At 72.9% G+C, this 16,266-nt stretch carries 17 protein-coding genes; 6 read left to right on the top strand and 11 right to left on the bottom strand.

Translation table 11 applies throughout. From position 1 onward, the window contains the following. Positions 1-19: 19 nt before the first annotated feature. The 9 genes from D0D15_RS03785 to D0D15_RS35810 form a co-directional block, all read right to left on the bottom strand. Entirely contained in the window at positions 20-520 is a 501-nt protein-coding gene (locus D0D15_RS03785; RefSeq protein ID WP_094005099.1) for a winged helix-turn-helix transcriptional regulator, read from the bottom strand. A gap of 123 nt (positions 521-643) precedes the next feature. Continuing rightward, the gene (locus tag D0D15_RS03780; protein WP_094005100.1) at positions 644-985 is read right to left on the bottom strand and encodes a VOC family protein; all 342 of its coding nucleotides are present in this window, start codon (positions 983-985) and stop codon (positions 644-646) included. 1 nt (position 986) lies between these two features. Next, the gene (locus D0D15_RS03775; RefSeq protein ID WP_208646162.1) at positions 987-2,165 is read right to left on the bottom strand and encodes a GMC oxidoreductase; all 1,179 of its coding nucleotides are present in this window, start codon (positions 2,163-2,165) and stop codon (positions 987-989) included. Positions 2,166-2,183: 18 nt separating this feature from the next. Further along, the gene (locus tag D0D15_RS36525) at positions 2,184-2,444 is read right to left on the bottom strand and encodes a hypothetical protein (protein WP_208646161.1); all 261 of its coding nucleotides are present in this window, start codon (positions 2,442-2,444) and stop codon (positions 2,184-2,186) included. Beyond that, positions 2,441-2,812, bottom strand: a complete 372-nt coding sequence (locus tag D0D15_RS03770; RefSeq protein WP_094005102.1) for a C-glycoside deglycosidase beta subunit domain-containing protein — start codon at positions 2,810-2,812, stop codon at positions 2,441-2,443. The genes D0D15_RS36525 and D0D15_RS03770 overlap by 4 nt, the downstream gene beginning before the upstream one ends. A 10-nt stretch (positions 2,813-2,822) precedes the next feature. Continuing rightward, positions 2,823-3,818, bottom strand: coding sequence for a sugar phosphate isomerase/epimerase family protein (locus tag D0D15_RS03765; RefSeq protein ID WP_094005103.1), 996 nt, complete (start codon positions 3,816-3,818; stop codon positions 2,823-2,825). A gap of 82 nt (positions 3,819-3,900) precedes the next feature. Further along, positions 3,901-4,614, bottom strand: a complete 714-nt coding sequence (locus tag D0D15_RS03760) for a TetR/AcrR family transcriptional regulator (protein WP_094005104.1) — start codon at positions 4,612-4,614, stop codon at positions 3,901-3,903. Continuing rightward, on the bottom strand, positions 4,611-5,090 hold the full coding sequence (locus D0D15_RS03755) for a flavin reductase family protein (protein WP_094005105.1): 480 nt from the start codon (positions 5,088-5,090) through the stop codon (positions 4,611-4,613). Before D0D15_RS03755 ends, D0D15_RS03760 begins: the two co-directional genes overlap by 4 nt. Position 5,091: 1 nt before the next feature. Next, on the bottom strand, positions 5,092-6,480 hold the full coding sequence (locus tag D0D15_RS35810) for a glycoside-pentoside-hexuronide (GPH):cation symporter (protein ID WP_158224419.1): 1,389 nt from the start codon (positions 6,478-6,480) through the stop codon (positions 5,092-5,094). 283 nt (positions 6,481-6,763) lie between these two features. On the opposite strand from D0D15_RS35810, the gene D0D15_RS03745 reads away from it, so the two are divergent. From D0D15_RS03745 to D0D15_RS03725, 5 genes are all read left to right on the top strand, one after another. Further along, positions 6,764-8,116 carry an MFS transporter gene (locus D0D15_RS03745; RefSeq protein ID WP_162830493.1) on the top strand — a complete coding sequence of 451 codons (1,353 nt, stop codon included), beginning with the start codon at positions 6,764-6,766 and terminating at the stop codon, positions 8,114-8,116. Between the two features lie 46 nt (positions 8,117-8,162). Further along, on the top strand, positions 8,163-9,101 hold the full coding sequence (locus tag D0D15_RS03740; protein WP_094005107.1) for a sugar phosphate isomerase/epimerase family protein: 939 nt from the start codon (positions 8,163-8,165) through the stop codon (positions 9,099-9,101). Beyond that, positions 9,098-10,039 (top strand): sugar phosphate isomerase/epimerase family protein, encoded by a 942-nt coding sequence (locus tag D0D15_RS36520; RefSeq protein WP_094005108.1) that lies wholly within the window; start codon positions 9,098-9,100, stop codon positions 10,037-10,039. The genes D0D15_RS03740 and D0D15_RS36520 overlap by 4 nt, the downstream gene beginning before the upstream one ends. Positions 10,040-10,053: 14 nt before the next feature. Continuing rightward, positions 10,054-10,830: a TIM barrel protein gene (locus D0D15_RS03730; protein ID WP_198958199.1), complete on the top strand. Its 777-nt coding sequence runs from the start codon at positions 10,054-10,056 to the stop codon at positions 10,828-10,830. Between the two features lie 165 nt (positions 10,831-10,995). Continuing rightward, positions 10,996-11,487: a hypothetical protein gene (locus tag D0D15_RS03725; protein WP_094005110.1), complete on the top strand. Its 492-nt coding sequence runs from the start codon at positions 10,996-10,998 to the stop codon at positions 11,485-11,487. A gap of 144 nt (positions 11,488-11,631) precedes the next feature. On the opposite strand, the gene D0D15_RS03720 is transcribed toward D0D15_RS03725, so the two are convergent. Beyond that, positions 11,632-13,983: a beta-glucosidase gene (locus D0D15_RS03720; RefSeq protein ID WP_115944239.1), complete on the bottom strand. Its 2,352-nt coding sequence runs from the start codon at positions 13,981-13,983 to the stop codon at positions 11,632-11,634. Further along, complete coding sequence (locus D0D15_RS03715; protein WP_094005112.1) at positions 13,980-15,083, bottom strand: LLM class flavin-dependent oxidoreductase; 1,104 nt, start codon at positions 15,081-15,083, stop codon at positions 13,980-13,982. The genes D0D15_RS03720 and D0D15_RS03715 overlap by 4 nt, the downstream gene beginning before the upstream one ends. A 104-nt stretch (positions 15,084-15,187) precedes the next feature. On the opposite strand from D0D15_RS03715, the gene D0D15_RS03710 reads away from it, so the two are divergent. Then, a complete protein-coding gene (locus D0D15_RS03710) occupies positions 15,188-16,264 on the top strand; it encodes a LysR family transcriptional regulator (RefSeq protein WP_233157217.1) in 1,077 nt (358 codons plus the stop codon). The last annotated feature ends 2 nt before the right edge of the window (positions 16,265-16,266 follow it).

Genomic DNA, 16,266 nt, shown 5'->3' with positions numbered 1-16,266 from the left:
TAGAGTTGCGTAATAAGACTCAGCCTGTCAAGAACCTGTCGCGCACGTCCGGCCTGCTCCGGAGCCGCTCCGGGAACCCGGGGCCGAGCCGCATCCGGGTGTCGTCGGCGCGCAGCGGCTCGCCGCACCGCGCACAGACGACCTCGGCGTGGGTGTCGTGGCCGCACGGCTCGTGGTGGAAGGTGATCGGCGCGCCCTCGTCACCGGCGAGCCACCGGTCGCCCCACCGGGACAACGCGGCCAGCACGCCGAAGAAGTCCCGCCCCTTCTCGGTGAGCAGGTACTCGTGGCGGCGCGGCTCGTCCTGGTAGGGCCGCCGCTCCAGCAGCCCCTGCTCGACGAGCCGGCGCAGCCGGTCGGTGAGCGTGTTGCGGGCGATGCCCAGCGACTGCTGGAAGTCGTCGAACCGGCGGACGCCGTAGAAGGCCTCGCGCAGCACCAGGGGCGTCCACGCGTCGCCCAGCAGGTCGACGGTGCGGGCGATCGAGCACGGCCAGTTCGCGAACGACGTCCTCTTCATGCGGCCAGGGTAACCCGGGCGAGCGGGTCACCCTTCCCGGCAGAGGACGAGGTGCTCGTGGTGGAGCACGCGGTCGCGGACGTCGCCGGTCGCGGTGGCCCACATGCCCACGAACGGGTGGGGTCAGCCCGCCTTCGCGCTGTGCAGCACGATCTCGGTGCCCTCCGCCGTCCACACCAGACACCGCAGCTCGTGCGGGCCTTCCTCGACCTCGCCGGTCTTCAGGCCCGCTGCCGCGGCCTCGGCTCGGGCGGCGGCCAGGTCGGGGACCCGCAGCAGCAACGCGGGCCGGGACGTCACGCTGTCGGTCCCGGACAGCGCGACCCGCGCCCCGGCCACGTCGAACTGGGCCCACCGGTCGCCGTCGACGAACGCCGGTTCCGCGCCCAGCAGCCGCGACCACACGGCCACCGCGCCGGGCAGGTCGGTCACCGGGACGACCGTCGCGATCTTGCTGATGTCCACGTCAGGCTCCTGCCGGTAGGGTGCGGGCGATGTGCCGGGCGCCGGCGACGGCCAGCGCCACCGAGGTCAGCGTCGGGTTGCAGGCGGTCGCGGTGGGGATGACGCCGTTGCCGGCCACGTGCAGGCCGTCGACACCCCACACCCGCGACGACGGGTCGCACACGGACGTCCCGTCATCGGACCGTCCCATCCGGACAGTCCCCTGGTAGTGCAGGGAAGATCCGGGCGGGAGCGTGATCGGCTCCTCGTCCAGCGGGTCGCCGAGCGCCGACGCGGCCCGGCGCACGGCGGCGCGGGCGGCCTCCAGCGCGGCCTCGTCCCGCGAGGTGAGCCGGTAGTGGATGCGCATCGCGGGCATGCCGTAGCCGTCGCGTGCGGTGTCGTCGAACGCGACGCGGTCCGCGGCCCGCACGTCCTTGGCGCAGAACCAGCCCAGCCCGACGATCGATCCGGGCGCGGGCACGTCGTCCGGCGCGAGCGGCACCGGGGACGCGTCGAGCTGCATCACCTGGCCGTGGAAGGGTTCGGCGTCGGTGAACGGCACCCAGCTCACCCCGCTCTGCCGCACGATCCGGGACCGGCCCCGGGGATCGGTCTCCAGGGATCCGGCATCGCGCAGCCGCACCGCGAACACCACCTGCGGCTGGTCGTTGAGGTACCGCCCGAGCGCGGGCGGCCGCACCCCGGACGCCCACAGCAGCTGCGGGGTCCGCAGCGCGTCCGCGGCCACCACGACCCGCGCGGCGCGGACCTCGTGCTCGCCACCGTCCCGCAGGTCGCGGACGAGCACACCGGCGGCCCGCCCGTCCGCCACGAGCACGCGCGTCACCAGTGCTTCCGGGAACAGCGTGTGCCGCTCGTTGCGCCGGGTCGCCTCGCCGAACACGACGTCGGCCCCGGACCAGGTCAGCGAGCCGTCCGGAGCGCACCGCACGGCCAGCGGCATCGGCCACACCCGCCGCTCCTCGCTCCGGCCCGGGTCGAAGGCCGCGGCCAGCCGTTTGCGGACCTCGGCGGCGAAGGGCGCGTCGTCGAAGGCGTGCGCGGACACCGCGAGCAGCCGTTCGGCCTCGTCGAGCAGGTCGTCCAGATCCGGCAGGAACCCGATCCGCTCGCTGCCGCCGGGACGCGGGCAGGCCGCCGTCCAGTGCGCGCCCATGCCGCCGACGTTGCTGGACATGGCCGCGGCGGGCAGCTCCTAGCCCCCGAGCAGGAAGGTCCCCGGGCGCCCCCGCCCCGGACCACCGGGCCCCTCCGAGCGCCGCTGCGCCCGTTCCCGCGCGGCCGGGTCGGCGATGTTCTTCACGTGCACGCCCGGCGGATCGGCGAGCAACGGCCCGGCCTCGAACGTGGCGAGCCGCAGGTGCGGTCGCGTCTCGGACAGGATCCGCGCGTAGGCAGCCCCGCACGGTCCACTCCCGACGATCGCCACGTCCACTGTGGAGGGAAACGTCCTCATGCCAGGACCAGCCGCTTGCGGTCGCGCCCGCCACCGGGCACCGGCATGTAGGAGATCCGCAGCCGCACGGAGACGGCCACGTCGTGCTCGCCCGGCGCCAGCGGCTCGCCGGTGGTGAAGCCGAGCACCGCCCGCTCCCCCATCTCCCACCGATCGTCGGTGATCCGGGGCAGTTCGGCGAAGGTGTAGGTGTTGCCGTGCACGGTGAAGGTGGTGCGCTCCGGCGGCACCGGGGTGCCGTCCAGGACGAGGTCGACGGCCTCCACCATGGACAGGAAGAGCCCGCGGTAGTAGGGCATCCGCACCTCCACCTCCCCGCCGGACCGGCCACGGGCGCGCAGGCCGCACACGATGTACTGGTCGAACACTGCGATCTCCTCAGGGGGTCTCGCCGAGCAGCCGCGCCAGCATCTCCTGCTGGCGGCGCACCTGCTCGACGCTGTCGACGGGGAAGGCGTCCTGGATGTGCCGGTTGCCCTCGTACTCACTGGACAGGTAGCCGGTGAACCCGCCGCCGGCGAGCACCGGCACGATCTCCTCGTAGGGGATGCTGTACTCGGTGCCCTCGTCGGTCATCTCGTAGAACTTCGCCTGCACGTGCCCGATGAACGGCAGGTGCTCCAGCATGTCCTTCGGTTCGGTCCAGATGTAGTGGGTGGCCTGGCGCGCCAGCCCGAACTCGACCGGCCCGCCGCCGCGGTAGTTGACGATGTCCATCAGCGCGTGGGTGTCGCCGTGGTCGTCGTAGGTCCGCACGATGTAGTCGACGAGATCCGGCCGGGCGCCGTCGCGCAGCGCCCGTTCGCTGACCACGCGGGGGAACCGCCGGACGTGCACGCCCATGTCCGGCATCAGCCCGAGCACGTGCGGGCCGCACCGGTGCATCACTGCGAGGTGTTCGAGGATCCACGGGTGGGTGAAGTGGAACGGCGCGTGCACCTCGAGCAGCAGCCGCACGCCGCGGTCCTCGGCGTAGGGCGCGGCGGCGGCCATCACCTCGGGCGAGAAGTTGATGGTGGCCTTGACGATGCCGGCCCCGAGCCGGACGGCGATGTCGATGTCGCGCCGCACCGAGGCCACCTGCTCGTCGAGGGTGAGCCAGCGGCCGGCGTGGAGCTTGGTGTCGAGGAAGGCGTTGGTGGCCACCGGGGTCGTCCCGTAGGTCGCCATCCAGTCGTGCCAGCGCGCCACGAACTCGCCGGTCAGCACCGGGTAGCCCGGGATCGACTGCTCCGGAATGATCTCGATCCCCAGTGCGCCCAGGGACGCGCAGGCGGCCACGCAGTCCTCGACGGACATCGTGCGCAGGAAGTACTCCTCCTGGAAGGAGTACAGGCTCACGCCGCGGCGCGGGCGGTCGGGAGGGGCGCTCACGGGTTCTCCTCTACTTTCATATTCAGCATGATGATTCTAATTTCCAGCGCCGGGAAAAGCCAGGGTCTCCCCGCGGGAAGCGTCAGCGCCGGCGGCTCTTCCGCGGTGCCGCGGGCTGGGTGAGGAAGGCCAGCACCATCCGGGCGAGGTCGGCCAGGATGCCGGACCACTCCCCCTCGCCGGACGCCTGCTGCGTGCTGCCCAGGGCGAGCCAGCGGGCGAGCACGCTGTAGACGACGGTGAAGCTCCACTCCAGCGCCCGGCGCGGCTCAGGGTGGCTGATCTCGTCCGCCCGCTCGGCCAGCGCGGCGACGAACGCCTCCCGCAGCTCCGCGTGCGCGGCCCCGCCCAGCTCGGCGATCTGTGCGTCGGTGTTGGCCAGCAGCATGAACGGGCCGAGCACCGGCGCGTTGCGGCGCAGCAGCTCGGCCGCCGTGCCGATGACCCGCTCGACCGCCTCGCCGAACGTCTCGCCCGCCGGGGCCGGCTCGGCGAACGCCGCGCGCTGCTCGTCGCCGATCCGTTCCATCTCGCGGGCGTGCGCGGTGCGGATCAGGTCGTCCTTGCTGCTCACCCGGCCGTAGATCGACCCGGTGGACACCCCGGCGCGCTGGGCGACGTCGGCGAGGGTGAAGGAGTCCGAGCGGCGTTCGACCAGCAACGCGATCACCGCGTCGAGGGCCTTGTCGAACGACAGCCGGCTGCGCTCCTGCTTGGGCTCCCGGACCCGGGCGTTGACGCTCTCCACGGGCCGACCGTACGGCACCGCGGTCACCGCGGGCGACACCGGGATCACGCCGGCACCGCCGCCGCGGCGTAGCGGCCGCGCAGGAACACCATCGGCTCCCCCGCGTCCGGTTCGACCTCCAGCTCACGCACCCGGCCCAGCACCAGTTCGTGGTCACCGGCCGGCCGCACCGCTTCGATGTCGCAGCCGACCCGCAGGACCGTGCCGGACAGCCGCGGCCCGAACGGCGCCGGGCCGGGCAGGCCGTGCACGGCGAACCGGTCCGGCGCCTTGCGCACGAAGTCCCGGCACAGCTGTTCGCTGCCGGCGGCGAGGACGTTGGCGCAGAAGCGGCCGGTCTCGCGGATCCGCGGCCACGACGTGCTGGCCCGGTCGGGCAGGAACCCCACCAGCGGCGGGTCCAGCGACACCGAGGTGAACGTGCCGACCACCATCCCGGCGCCGGTGCCGGCGGTGATGACGCAGACACCGGTCGGGTAGTGGCTCAACGCGCGCCGGAACTCGGCGCCGTCGAAGGGGTTCACGTCAGCCCTCCTCCTTCGCGCGGGTCGCGCGGTCGATCTCCTCGGCCATGCGTTCGTGCTTGCCGTCGAGGTCCCAGAACGCCATCGTCAGCGCCTGCAGCACGATCAGCAGCAGCGGGGCGCCGTAGAACATCACCCGGATCGCGGTCAGCGCCGAGCCGTTCGCCTCGCCCGGCGTGTATCCCGCGACGCCCAGGCCGTAGGCGACGGCGGCCGCGCCGATCGCCGAGCCGACCTTGGTGGCGAAGCTGATGCCCGAGGACAGCAGCCCCTCGTTGCGGGTGCCGAACCGCCACTGCTGGTACTCGACGGTGTCGGCGACCATGGTGAACATCGAGACCATCGACAGGTTGATCGCCAGGGTGGCGATGATGTAGCAGGTCAGGAACGCCGGGAAGCTGCTCTCCAGCGGGATCATCGCGGCCCAGAAGACGAACCCGACGCCCAGCGCCTGGATGTTGCCGCGCCGCTTGCCGAACCGGCGGTAGTACGCCGGGGCCACGACACCGCCGACGATCATCGCGCCGGACACCAGCGGCAGCAGCACCGAGATCGCCCACGGCGCGTGCAGCACCGCGAGTGCGAAGTAGACGGTCACCGCGAGCACCATGCCCAGCCGCACGAAGTTGAGCACCCCGTAGACGAAGGTGATCTTCCAGACGCGGTTGCCCCACAGGGTGCGCAGCGCGTCGCGCGGCCGCAGCGAGTCGGTCTCCGGCGGCAGGGCGTAGCGCTCCTTGCAGACCAGGAAGGTGAACACGAAGAAGCCGACGCTGAGCACGCTGAAGATGAGCGTGGCGATGGTCCAGCCGCGCTGCTCGTCGCCGCCGCCGAGCAGCGCCACGAACGGCGTGGTGCCCGCGGTGACGATGATCGACCCGACCGAGCTGCCGATCGCGCGCAGCCCGCCCATCTGCATCCGCTCCTGGGGATCCCGCGTCATCATCGGCAGCAGCGAGCTGTACGGGACGTTGACCAGCGAGAACAGCAGGCCCAGCGTGAGGTAGGTGAGGAACGCGTAGATCAGCTTCCCGGCGTCGCCGAGGTCGGGGACGGTGAAGGTGAGCACGCCGAGGACGCCGAACGGGATCGACGCGAAGACGAGGTAGGGACGGGCCTTGCCCCAGCGCGACCGCGTGCGGTCGACCAGGACCCCGATCGCCGGATCGATGATCGCGTCCAGCAGGCGGGCGACCAGGAACAGGGTGCCGAGCGCGGCGACCGGCACCACGGCCACGTCGGTGTAGTAGTAGAGCAGGAACCCGCCGACGAGGTTCCAGGAGAGGTTCGAGGCGAGGTCGCCGGCTCCGTAGCCGAGCTTCTCCCGCCATCCGAGCCGGACCGCGCGCCCGGGCGTCACCCGGGCGGTGACGTCGCTGGTGATGTCCACAGTGCCGCTCCTTTGCGCACAACGGCGCCGTCGTGGCGCCGGGGAAGACACCGACCACGATGCGGCACGCCGACAGCATAAAGGAAATTCGTAGTTCGGATTCTGCTTATCCACGACAGCGATGCCGCCGGACTGACCTGCGGAAACGCGTCGCCGAGCGCGCCGGACCGGTGCGTACGTGGTGCATACTCCCGGTGACGGCGGGGTGTGCCGCCGAGCCGCCCGCCGGGGAGCCGACCCCTCCCCGCGCCCGGTCGCCGCCGTCGGTTCCAGGAGTCTTCCCGTGTCCACGACCGCCACCGGGCGCCGTGCCCTGTTCGCCTGCCTCGTCCTCGTCACCGCACTCGGCGCGCTCGACCAGACCATCGTCGCCACCGCCCTGCCGGCGATCGTGACCGAACTGGGCGCGCCGTCGCGCGTCTCGTGGGTCGTCACCGCGTACGCGCTGGCCCTGACCGCCGCGATGCCGGCCGCCGGGGCGCTGGGCGACCGCTTCGGGCACCGCCGGGTGCTGGCGCTGTCGATCGGCGTCTTCGTGATCTCCTCCGGCGCCTGCGGGCTCGCCGGGAACGTCGAGTTCCTGGCCGCCGCGCGGCTGGCGCAGGGGCTCGGCGGCGCCGGGCTGCTGGTGCTCCCGCAGGCGGTCGTCGCCGGGGCGGTGCCGGCCCGGGAGCGGACCGCGTTCCTGGGGCCGCTCGGCGCGGTGTACGCCGTGGCGACGGTGGCCGGGCCCCTGCTCGGCGGCTGGCTGACCGACCTGGCCTCGTGGCGCTGGATCTTCTGGCTGAACCTCCCGCTCGGCGCGGCCGCGGCGGCGCCGGTGATCGCCGCGGTCCCGGCCGGGCGGCGGCCGGACGCGCAGGCGCGGTTCGACACCACCGGCGCCGTACTGCTCGCCGCAGCGGCCAACGGGCTCGTCCTGGTCACCACCGCGGTCGCCGAAACCGGCTGGCACGCGGCCACGGTGACGGCGGCCGCGGGCACGGCGGTGGTCGCGGCGGCCGCGCTGGCCTGGGAGCGCCGGGCCGCCGATCCGGTCCTGCCGGTGACGCTGGCGCGGGACCGCACGGTGCTGCTGTGCTGCCTGCTGGCCCTGGCCGGCGGGATCGGCCTGTTCGGGGTGCTGGCCTACGTGCCGACCTGGGTGCAGGAGGTGTACCGGACCTCGGCGACCACCGGCGGTCTCCTGCTGCTGCCGGTGACCGCCGGGATCGTCGCCGGGGTCAACGCGTCCGGGTTCGCGGTACGCCGATGGGGCGCGTGGCGGCCCTTCCCCGTCGCGGGGTGCGCGCTGTCCGGCGGCGCGGCAGCGGCACTGGCGTCGATCGGCGAGGCACCCCTGCCGGTCGTCGCGGCGCTGCTCGCGCTGCTCGGGCTCGGCACCGGGCTGTTCATGCAGATCGTCGTCGTGGTGGCGCAGGACGCGGGCGGGGCCCGGCGGGCCGGGGCGGTCACCGCGGGACTGGCGTTCGTGCGGGAGGCCGGGGTCACGGTCGGCGCGGCCGTGCTCGGCGCCCTGGTCGCCCGGGCCGCGGGCGGGTCCTACGCGCCGGTGTTCGCGACCGCCGCGATGTGCTTCGCGGCCGGGTTCGCGTGCGCGCTGGCCCTGCCGGACCGCAGACTAGAATCAAAATAATAATTATGTTTCACTGGTGCACCCGACGTTTCGGAGTTGATCGACGATGACCACGCTCCGCTGGAGCTACATGGACCACTGGCGGGTGGACAGCCCGCGTGGCCCGGTGACGCAGTACTCGGCCCGCCGCCACATGGACGACTTCGTGAAGCAGATCAGCGCGGTCGGCTTCGCGGGCCTGGACATGTTCGACTTCCAGGTCTTCGCGCTGAGCGGCATGTTCGGCTCGGTCGCGAACTACCAGGACTACCTGCGCGGCCACGGCATCGACAAGATCGTCAACCTGTTCCGCGGCATCATGTACGACCCGCGCCTGGCCGATCCGCACGTGCGCGAGACGCACGACGAGATCGTGGAGAGCACGCGGCGGATGCTGGGGATGTGGCAGGCGCTCGACATCGAGAACCTGATCGTGATGCCGGCGAGCCTCTACACCGCGGCCGCGCCGGTGACCGACGACAAGATCAAGGCCGCGGCGGAGTGCTGGAGCCGCGTCGGCGAGATGACGCTGACCGAGTTCGGGGTGCGGACCACGGCGCACCACGAGTTCTTCTGCGCCATCCGCACCGAGGCCGACATCCGCAAGTTCTACGACTGGTCCGACCCGCGGTACGTGAGCTTCTTCTGCGACACCGCCCAGCACTGCATCGCCGGGATCGACCCGGTCGCGCTGTTCCTCGACCTGCACGAGCGCTGCTCCGGCTTCCACTTCAAGGACACCCGCCAGGTGGACACCACACAGGCGTACCGGCACAGCCCGGACGCCGAGCTGATGGCTCCGCAGACCGACCGCTGGTTCCACGAGATGGGCACCGAGGGCGGGCTGGTCGACTTCCCGCGGCTGATGCGCGCGATCCGGGACACCGGCTACACCGGCTGGATCACCGTGGAGCACGACAAGGCCAACATCGGCGGCGACTACGCCGAGGCCACCGCACTGTCCATGTGGTACGCCCGCACCGTCCTCTCGGAGATCTCCGCATGACCGTCCGCCTGGGATACGCCATCAACCAGTGGAAGCCGAACTTCGACGACTTCACCCGGCCCGAGCAGCACCGGCGCGCGCTGAAGGTGATCGCCGCGTGCGGCTTCACCGGCGTCGAGCTGCGGGCGGGCACCGGCCGCTGGGACCCGCTCGGCCGGCCCTCCTCGATCGCGGCCACCTACGGGTCCACCGCCGCCTTCCTCGCCCTGGTGCGGGACATCGGGCTGCGGGTGTGCTCCTACTACGTCGATCCGGGCGAGCCGGTGGACGAGGAGCTGAGCCGCGGACGGTCCATTCTGGACCACGCCCAGCACGCCGCGATCGCGGAGTCCCTGCGGCCGTTCGCGGAGTTCCTCGCCGACGCCGGCGCCGACCGGCTGGTGGTGCGGGCGCTGCCCGCGCACGGCACGCTGACCGACGGCCGCCTTTCCGACGCGGCCGACGGGTGGAACGTGGTCGGCGCGATGGCGGCGGAGTCCGGGGTGCGCGTGTCGCTGCACGTGGACTGCCTGTCCGCGGCGGCCGACGAGAAGGTGCTCGCCGGGCTACTGGAGGGCACCGACCCGGCCCTGGTCGGGCTCACCGTGGACACCGCCGAGCTGACGGTCGCCGGGCTCGACCCGGTACGGGTGCTCGGCGACCACCTCGACCGCGTGGACCACCTGCACCTGAAGGACACCCGTCACGTCGACGAGACCGGTGAGCGGTTCGCCCCGCACGCCGAGGCGAGCATGCTGTCCGAAGGCGGCGCCCGGGAGATCGAGCGCTGGTTCTACGAATGCGGCACGCGCGGCGGCCTGGTGGACTTCCCCGCGGTGGCCGCGCTGCTGCGCGACTGGTCCGGCTGGGCGGTGTTCGAAAGCGAGCAGACGCCCAACCCGGCCCGCAGCGCGATGCTCAACGGCTGGTACGCGCAACGTCTGTTCGACCGCAACTGAAACTGGGAGATCCCGTGTCACTTCCCCTGTCCGTCAACATCGAGCTGCTGTTCCGCGAAGCCGGGGACGACCCCGGGGACCGCGTCCGCGCGGCCGCCGACCACGGTTTCGACGTCGTGGAGATCTGGTCGCACAGCGACAAGGACCTCGACCACCTCGAAAAGGCCCTCGCGTCCACCGGTTCGACGCTGCACACGATGCTGATCGAGGGACGGCTGACGCTCGCGGACGCGAAGACGCACGAGGGGTTCCTCGCGCACGTGCGCGAGGCGGTGGCGGTGGCGAACCGGCTGGGCTGCACCCGGATCGTGACCGGTTCCGGCGTCGGCCTGCCGTACCTGAAGCGGGCCGTGCAGCACGGCATCGTGGTCGAGGCGCTGAAGGCCGGCGCCGAGATCGCCGCCGCGCGCGGTGTCACGATCGTGCTGGAGAACCTGAACACGAAGGTGGACCACCCGGGCACCCTGTTCGACACGACGGCCGAGTGCCTGGCCGCGGTGCGCGAGGTCGGCTCGCCCGGGCTCGCCCTGCTCTACGACGCCTACCACTCGCTGCAGATGGGCGAGACGCCGGCGCGGGAGGTGGCCGGTGCGATGGATCTGGTGTCGCACGTGCAGATCGCCGACCTGCCCGATCGCACCGAACCGGGCACCGGGACGGTCGACTGGGCGGCGCGGCTGCGCGAGCTGCGGGAGCTGGGCTACGCGGGACCGTTCGGGCTGGAGTACGTGCCGACGACCGATTCGATGACGTCGTTGCGGGCGATCGGCGAGATCGCGGCCGGGCTCTGACCCGCTGAGCTGTTCGGGCGCACCGCTTACGCCGCCTGCCGCGCGGTCGCTGGTCCACTAAGGACGCGATCGGGGGCGGAGTATCGTCCGCTTCCCCAACCCGAGTTCGAGCGGAGAAGTCCCATTTCCAGGAATGACAGCCCCGGCCGCGTGCGGGGCGTACGCATGGTCCTCGGTGTCGCGACGGTGTTCGTCGTGACGGCTTGTGGCAGCCAGGCGCCGGCGGCCACCGCGCCCTCGTCCCCGGCGGCCGGCGCCGCTGCCACGACGCCGGCGGCGGTGACCGCGGCGTGGGTGAGCGCGGTGCTGGAGAACCGGTACGACGCGGCGTGTGAGCTGATGGTCGACGAGGGCACGGAGCCCCCGAAGCGGGTGAGCCCGGAGACGTGCGCCCAAGCCGGCTCCACGCTCGACGGCCTGCGCGAGGCGTGGCGGAAGGACGTCGTGACCCTGCCGGCGCAGGTCACGGTCGCCGAGGTCACCCCGCAGGGCGCGACCGCTCTCGTGCCGGACACGGACGTGCTCGTGAACGGGCACTCGCTGCGGGACCTGCAGTCGATCGGCGCCACCGGGGCCGAGTCGGTCCGGCTCAGCCTCGCGCTGCGGCAACTGGACGCGACCTGGTACGTCAGCGACGTGAAGATGAGCTTCGGCTGACCGGTGGGTGGGGGGACGCGGGGTCCCCCCACCGTCACCACTCGCGGTGCAGCACCTGGGTGATCTCCTCTGCGGATCGTGCCACCAGCACCTCGTGCATCCCGGGCGGCACCACCCACCGGCCCTCGCGCCGCCACCACCGGGTCACCACTCGCGGTGCAGGACCTGGGTGATCTCCTCTGCGGATCGTGCCACCAGCACCTCGTGCACCCCGGGCGGCACCACCCACCGGCCCTCGCGCCAGCGGTGCCACGTTCGCTCGTCCAGGGGGACCGTCACCTCCGCCGTCTCGCCCGGGTCCAGTCGCACGCCGGTGAATCCCGCCAGTCGCGCATCCTCCTTTCCTGGTGCCCGGACGTAGACCTGCACCACCTCGCGCCCCCGCCGCGATCCCGTGTTGGTCACCGGCACCCGCACCCCGGCTCGGTCCACCGCCGCGGGACCGAAGCGGAACGTCGTGTAACCGAGCCCGGAGCCGAACGCGAACCGCGCCCGCGCGCCGCTGCGTGCGAGGTGCCGGTAGCCCGTCGGCTCGGCGGCGGTGTAGTCCCGGCGCAGGTCCGCGTCCAGCACCTCCCCGTGCGTGGACCGGTCCTCGTCGCGCAGCGGGATCTTCACCGGCATCCGCCCGCCGGGCTCGTCGTCGCCCGCGAGCACCCGCGCGAGCGCTTCCCCGAAGCCCTGCCCGGCGAACCAGCCCTGCAGCACCGCGCCGACGTCCCCGGCCCACGGCGCGTCCACCGGCCGGCCCGCGTTCACGACCACCACGGTCCGCGGGTTGACCCGGCCGACCTCGCGGATCAGCTCCCGATGCGCGGCAGGCAGCGCCGAGGAGGCCAGATCCCGGCTCTCCCGCGAGGTTTCCAGCTCGTCCCCGACCACGAGGACCACCGCGTCGGCCTCCGCCGCCAGCCGCCGCGCCCGCTCCAGCGCCCCGGGCGCCGAGGGCGGCGTGCAGGACACTGTCAGCGCCTGCACCCGGCTGCCCGCCGAGACCATCTCGGCGACCACGGTCACCGGTTCCCCGGCCCGCAGCTCGATGCCGGCGCCGGTGGTCTCCGCGCGCGCGACCTGCCCCATCAGGTCACCCGGGGCGGGGGCCGGCCGCGACGCCAGCACCGTCCCGCCGACCGACAGCGTGGTGGCGCCGGAACCACCCGCCCCGAAGGTCCACCGCCCGCTGTCCGCAGGCGTGAACACCGCGGTCAGCCGCAGCGTCCCCGGTTCGGTGGTCGGCCCGGCGCCCGGCACGTCACCGAACCAGATGAACGTGCTGTCCGCACGCACCTCGGACAGCACCAGCTCCCCGCCCCGGAAGTGCTCCAGCAGCACACCCGGCCGTCCGTCCGGAGTGGACACGGCGAACCCGCCCAGCGGCGCGGGTGGCACCCCGCGCTCGTGCACCACCTCGCCGGGAAAGCGCTTGCGCACCGCCTCCACCGGGGTGGTGACACCCCCGCCGGGACGGATGCGGCCGAACGTCGCGCCCTGGAAGCACGGCCGGTCGGCGTTCGGCCCGATCACCGCGAGCCGCCGGACCGCCGGGTCCAGCGGGAGCACGTCCTCGTTGCGGCACAGGACGAACGCCGCCACGGCCGCCTCCACCAGCACCTCATGTGCGCGGCCCGCGGGCACGGCCGGAGCGCTGACCTGCCGCTCGCTGCCCTCGAGCGCGCCCACCCGCCCGGCGAGCCGCAGCAACCGGGTCACGGCGTCGTCGACACGCGCCTGCGGCACTTCCCCACGCTCGACGGCCTCCGCCAAGCGGGCTCCGAAGTGGATCGCCGGGCCGGGCATCTCGAGATCGAGCCCGGCGAGCGCGGGCCCGAGGGTTTCGTGCAGGGCGAAGTAGTCGGAGATCACCAGCCCGTCGAACCCCCATTCGCCCTTGACGATCGCCAGCAGCTCGGCGTGCGCCGCGCACGGCGTCCCGTTGAGACGGTTGTAGGCGGTCATCAGCGCCCAGGCCCCCGCGCGCACGGCGAGCTCGAACGGCCGCAGGTACACCTCGCGCAGGGCCGTGTCGTCGACATCGGCGCTCATCCGCTGCCGCTCGGTCTCGGTGTCGTTGCACACCAGGTGCTTCGGCACCGCGGCGACGCCCTGCCCCTGCAGGCCCTCGACGAACGCCGCGCCCAGCACCCCGGCGAGCAGCGGGTCCTCCGACAGCATCTCGAACGTCCGCCCGGACAACCCGGTGCGGGCCAGGTTGAGGTTGGGGGCGTAGACCGCGTCGAAGCCGCGGCGGCGGGCCTCCGCCCCCTCGGCGGCCGCGACCGACCGCACGACGTCCGGGTCCCAGGTGGCGCCCAGCGCGATCCCGCTCGGCAGCAGCAGCGACGTCTCGCGCTCGTCGAAAGTGGGGCTGACCAGGCCGAGCGGACCGTCCACCAGGTACATCGGCCGCAGCCCGGCGGCGGGCTCGGCCGGGGTGCGGTACCCGGTCTCCCCCGCCGTCAGGGCCGCCCGGCGCGCCGGATCCAGGGCGCCGGTCACGCCGCCGTCCGGAAGTGCGGCATGACGCGGGTGGCGAACAGCTCCATCGACCGGCGGCCGAGGGCGACCCGCTCCGGGGTCAGCGGGCCGCCGAGGAACCCGCCGAGCACGTTGCCGATGCCGATGCCCGCGATCTCACGCAGGTGCTCGGTGACGGTCTCCGGGCTGCCCCACAGGCACCAGGTGCGCTGGTAGCCGGGTTTGCGGGCGTCCGGCGGCGGAGGCATGGTCACGCCGGTGATCCGCTCCGCGGCCAGGTTCGCCACGTGCTCGCGCTCGATGGCCTCCTGGTACTGCTCCATGAGCAGTTGCAGCTCCTCCTCGGCCTGCTCGTCGGTCTCGGCGACGTGCACGTGCTGGTAGGTGTGGGTGGTCCAGTCGATGGCACGGGCCACGCGTGCCTCGTCGTGCCCGGCCGCCTCCAGCGCCTCGCGGTAGGCCTGGAAGTAGCGGCGCAGGTGCTCCAGCGGCCGTCCGTCGTCGATGGTCGGCGGGGTGAAGGCCAGGATGAACGCGGGCTGCGCCTTGTCCGCGGCGCGCTGCGTGCTCGACGGGCGGGCCGCGACCGACATCAGCCGCGGGCCCTCCGGGGAATAGGGGGCGGGCACGATCCGGGAGACGACCGAGCCGCGGTAGTGCCCGTTGTCGAACTCGACCGGTGGATCGGAGATCTGCTTGGCCCACAGGCGTTCCACGATCTCCAGATTGGACACCGACAGTCCGGCCGTGTCCCGGTAGTTGATCCCCAGGCCGATCATCTCCTCGGGCGTGGTCCCGCTGCCGGTGCCGACGAGGACCTTGCCGTCGGTGAGCTGGTCGATGAGGTTGAGCCGTTCGGCGAAGCGCACCGGGTGGTGCAGCGGGATGGTCTGCACGGAGAACCCGAAGTGCAACCGGGGCAGCTTCGCGGCGAGGTAGGCCGCGAACATCATCGGGTCGCTGGCCGGCGGCGCGTAGCCGGTGAAGTGGTGGTCGGGCAGGAAGACGGCGTCGAAACCGAGCCGCTCGGCCTCCACCGCGTGGTCGACCATCGCCCTGATGACGGGCCGGTCGTCGGCGGGACCGGAGGACCGGGTGGTCAGGAACGCGGAGAAGTGCACGGCGACCTCCAGTGGTCGATCAGAAATAAATTTAACATGATGATTCTGATTTGAGGTTAGACTGCTCCGCGTCCCCGAGTCAACGGCGAACGGAGAGGGAGACCGTGAACCTCACGAACCTGGACCTGAACCTCCTCGTCCCGCTCGACGCGCTGCTGCGCGAGAAGAGCGTCACGCGCGCCGCCGGGCGGCTGGAGCTCAGCCAGCCCGCGCTCAGCTCCTCGCTCGCCCGGCTGCGCCGGCACTTCGGCGACCAGCTGCTGGTCCGCAACGGCAACGCCTACGAGCTGACTCCGCTGGCCGCGCAGCTGCGCCCGCGCGCCGAGGCCGCGCTGACCGGGGTCCGGCAGGCGTTCAGCCGTCACCCGGGCTTCGACCCGGCCACCTCCGGACGGGAGTTCCGGATCCTGGCGTCGGACTACGTGATGGCCGTCCTGGGCGGCGCGGTCGGCGCGATCCTGGACGAGCGCGCGCCGGGGATGCGGTTGCGGTTCGAGCCCACCACACCGTCCGTTGTGGACCAGGCGCCGGAGAGCCTGCGCGGGGCCGACGCGGTGCTGTTGCCGCACGGGTTCCTGCACGGCACCCCGCACGCCGACCTGTTCTCCGACACGTGGTGCTGCGTCGTCGCGACGGGCAACGAGCGGGTCGGCGACGTCCTGACGATGGACGACCTGCGGAAGCTGCCGTGGGTGTTCACCTACCTGTCGGCGACGGCGTTCACCACGGTCGCGCGGCAGCTGCAGGCGCTCGGGGTCGAGCCGCGGGTGACCGCCGTGGTGGAGAGCTTCCTCGCGCTGCCCCACCTGGTCGCCGGCACGGAGCGGATCGGCCTGATCCAGGGGCACCTCGCCGCGCGGCTGTCCGGTGTGGACGGGGTGCGGGTGCTGCCGTGCCCGTTCGAACCGGTTCCGCTGGTGGAGGCGCTGTGGTGGCACCCGATGCACGAGGACGACCCGGAGCACCGCTGGATGCGCGAGGTGTTCGGCGAGGCCGGGCGCGCGCTCGTGCCGCCGGGCCGGGACGGGCGGTCAGGCCAGGTCGGCCGAGAACCGCTGGAGCAGAGCGGCCTGCCCGAGCGGGGTGCCCCGGTCGATCCACCGGCTGAGCGCGGGCGGGGCGAGCAGGTTCTCCGCGGCCAGCAGACCGGCGCCGGTGACGCCTTCGAGGTGGTCCGGTGACG

The sequence above is a fragment of the Amycolatopsis thermalba genome, assembly GCF_003385215.1.
Classification (GTDB): domain Bacteria; phylum Actinomycetota; class Actinomycetes; order Mycobacteriales; family Pseudonocardiaceae; genus Amycolatopsis_E; species Amycolatopsis_E thermalba.
Note: the sequence above shows the minus strand (reverse complement) of the source record. Positions and strands in the feature narration are given on the sequence as shown.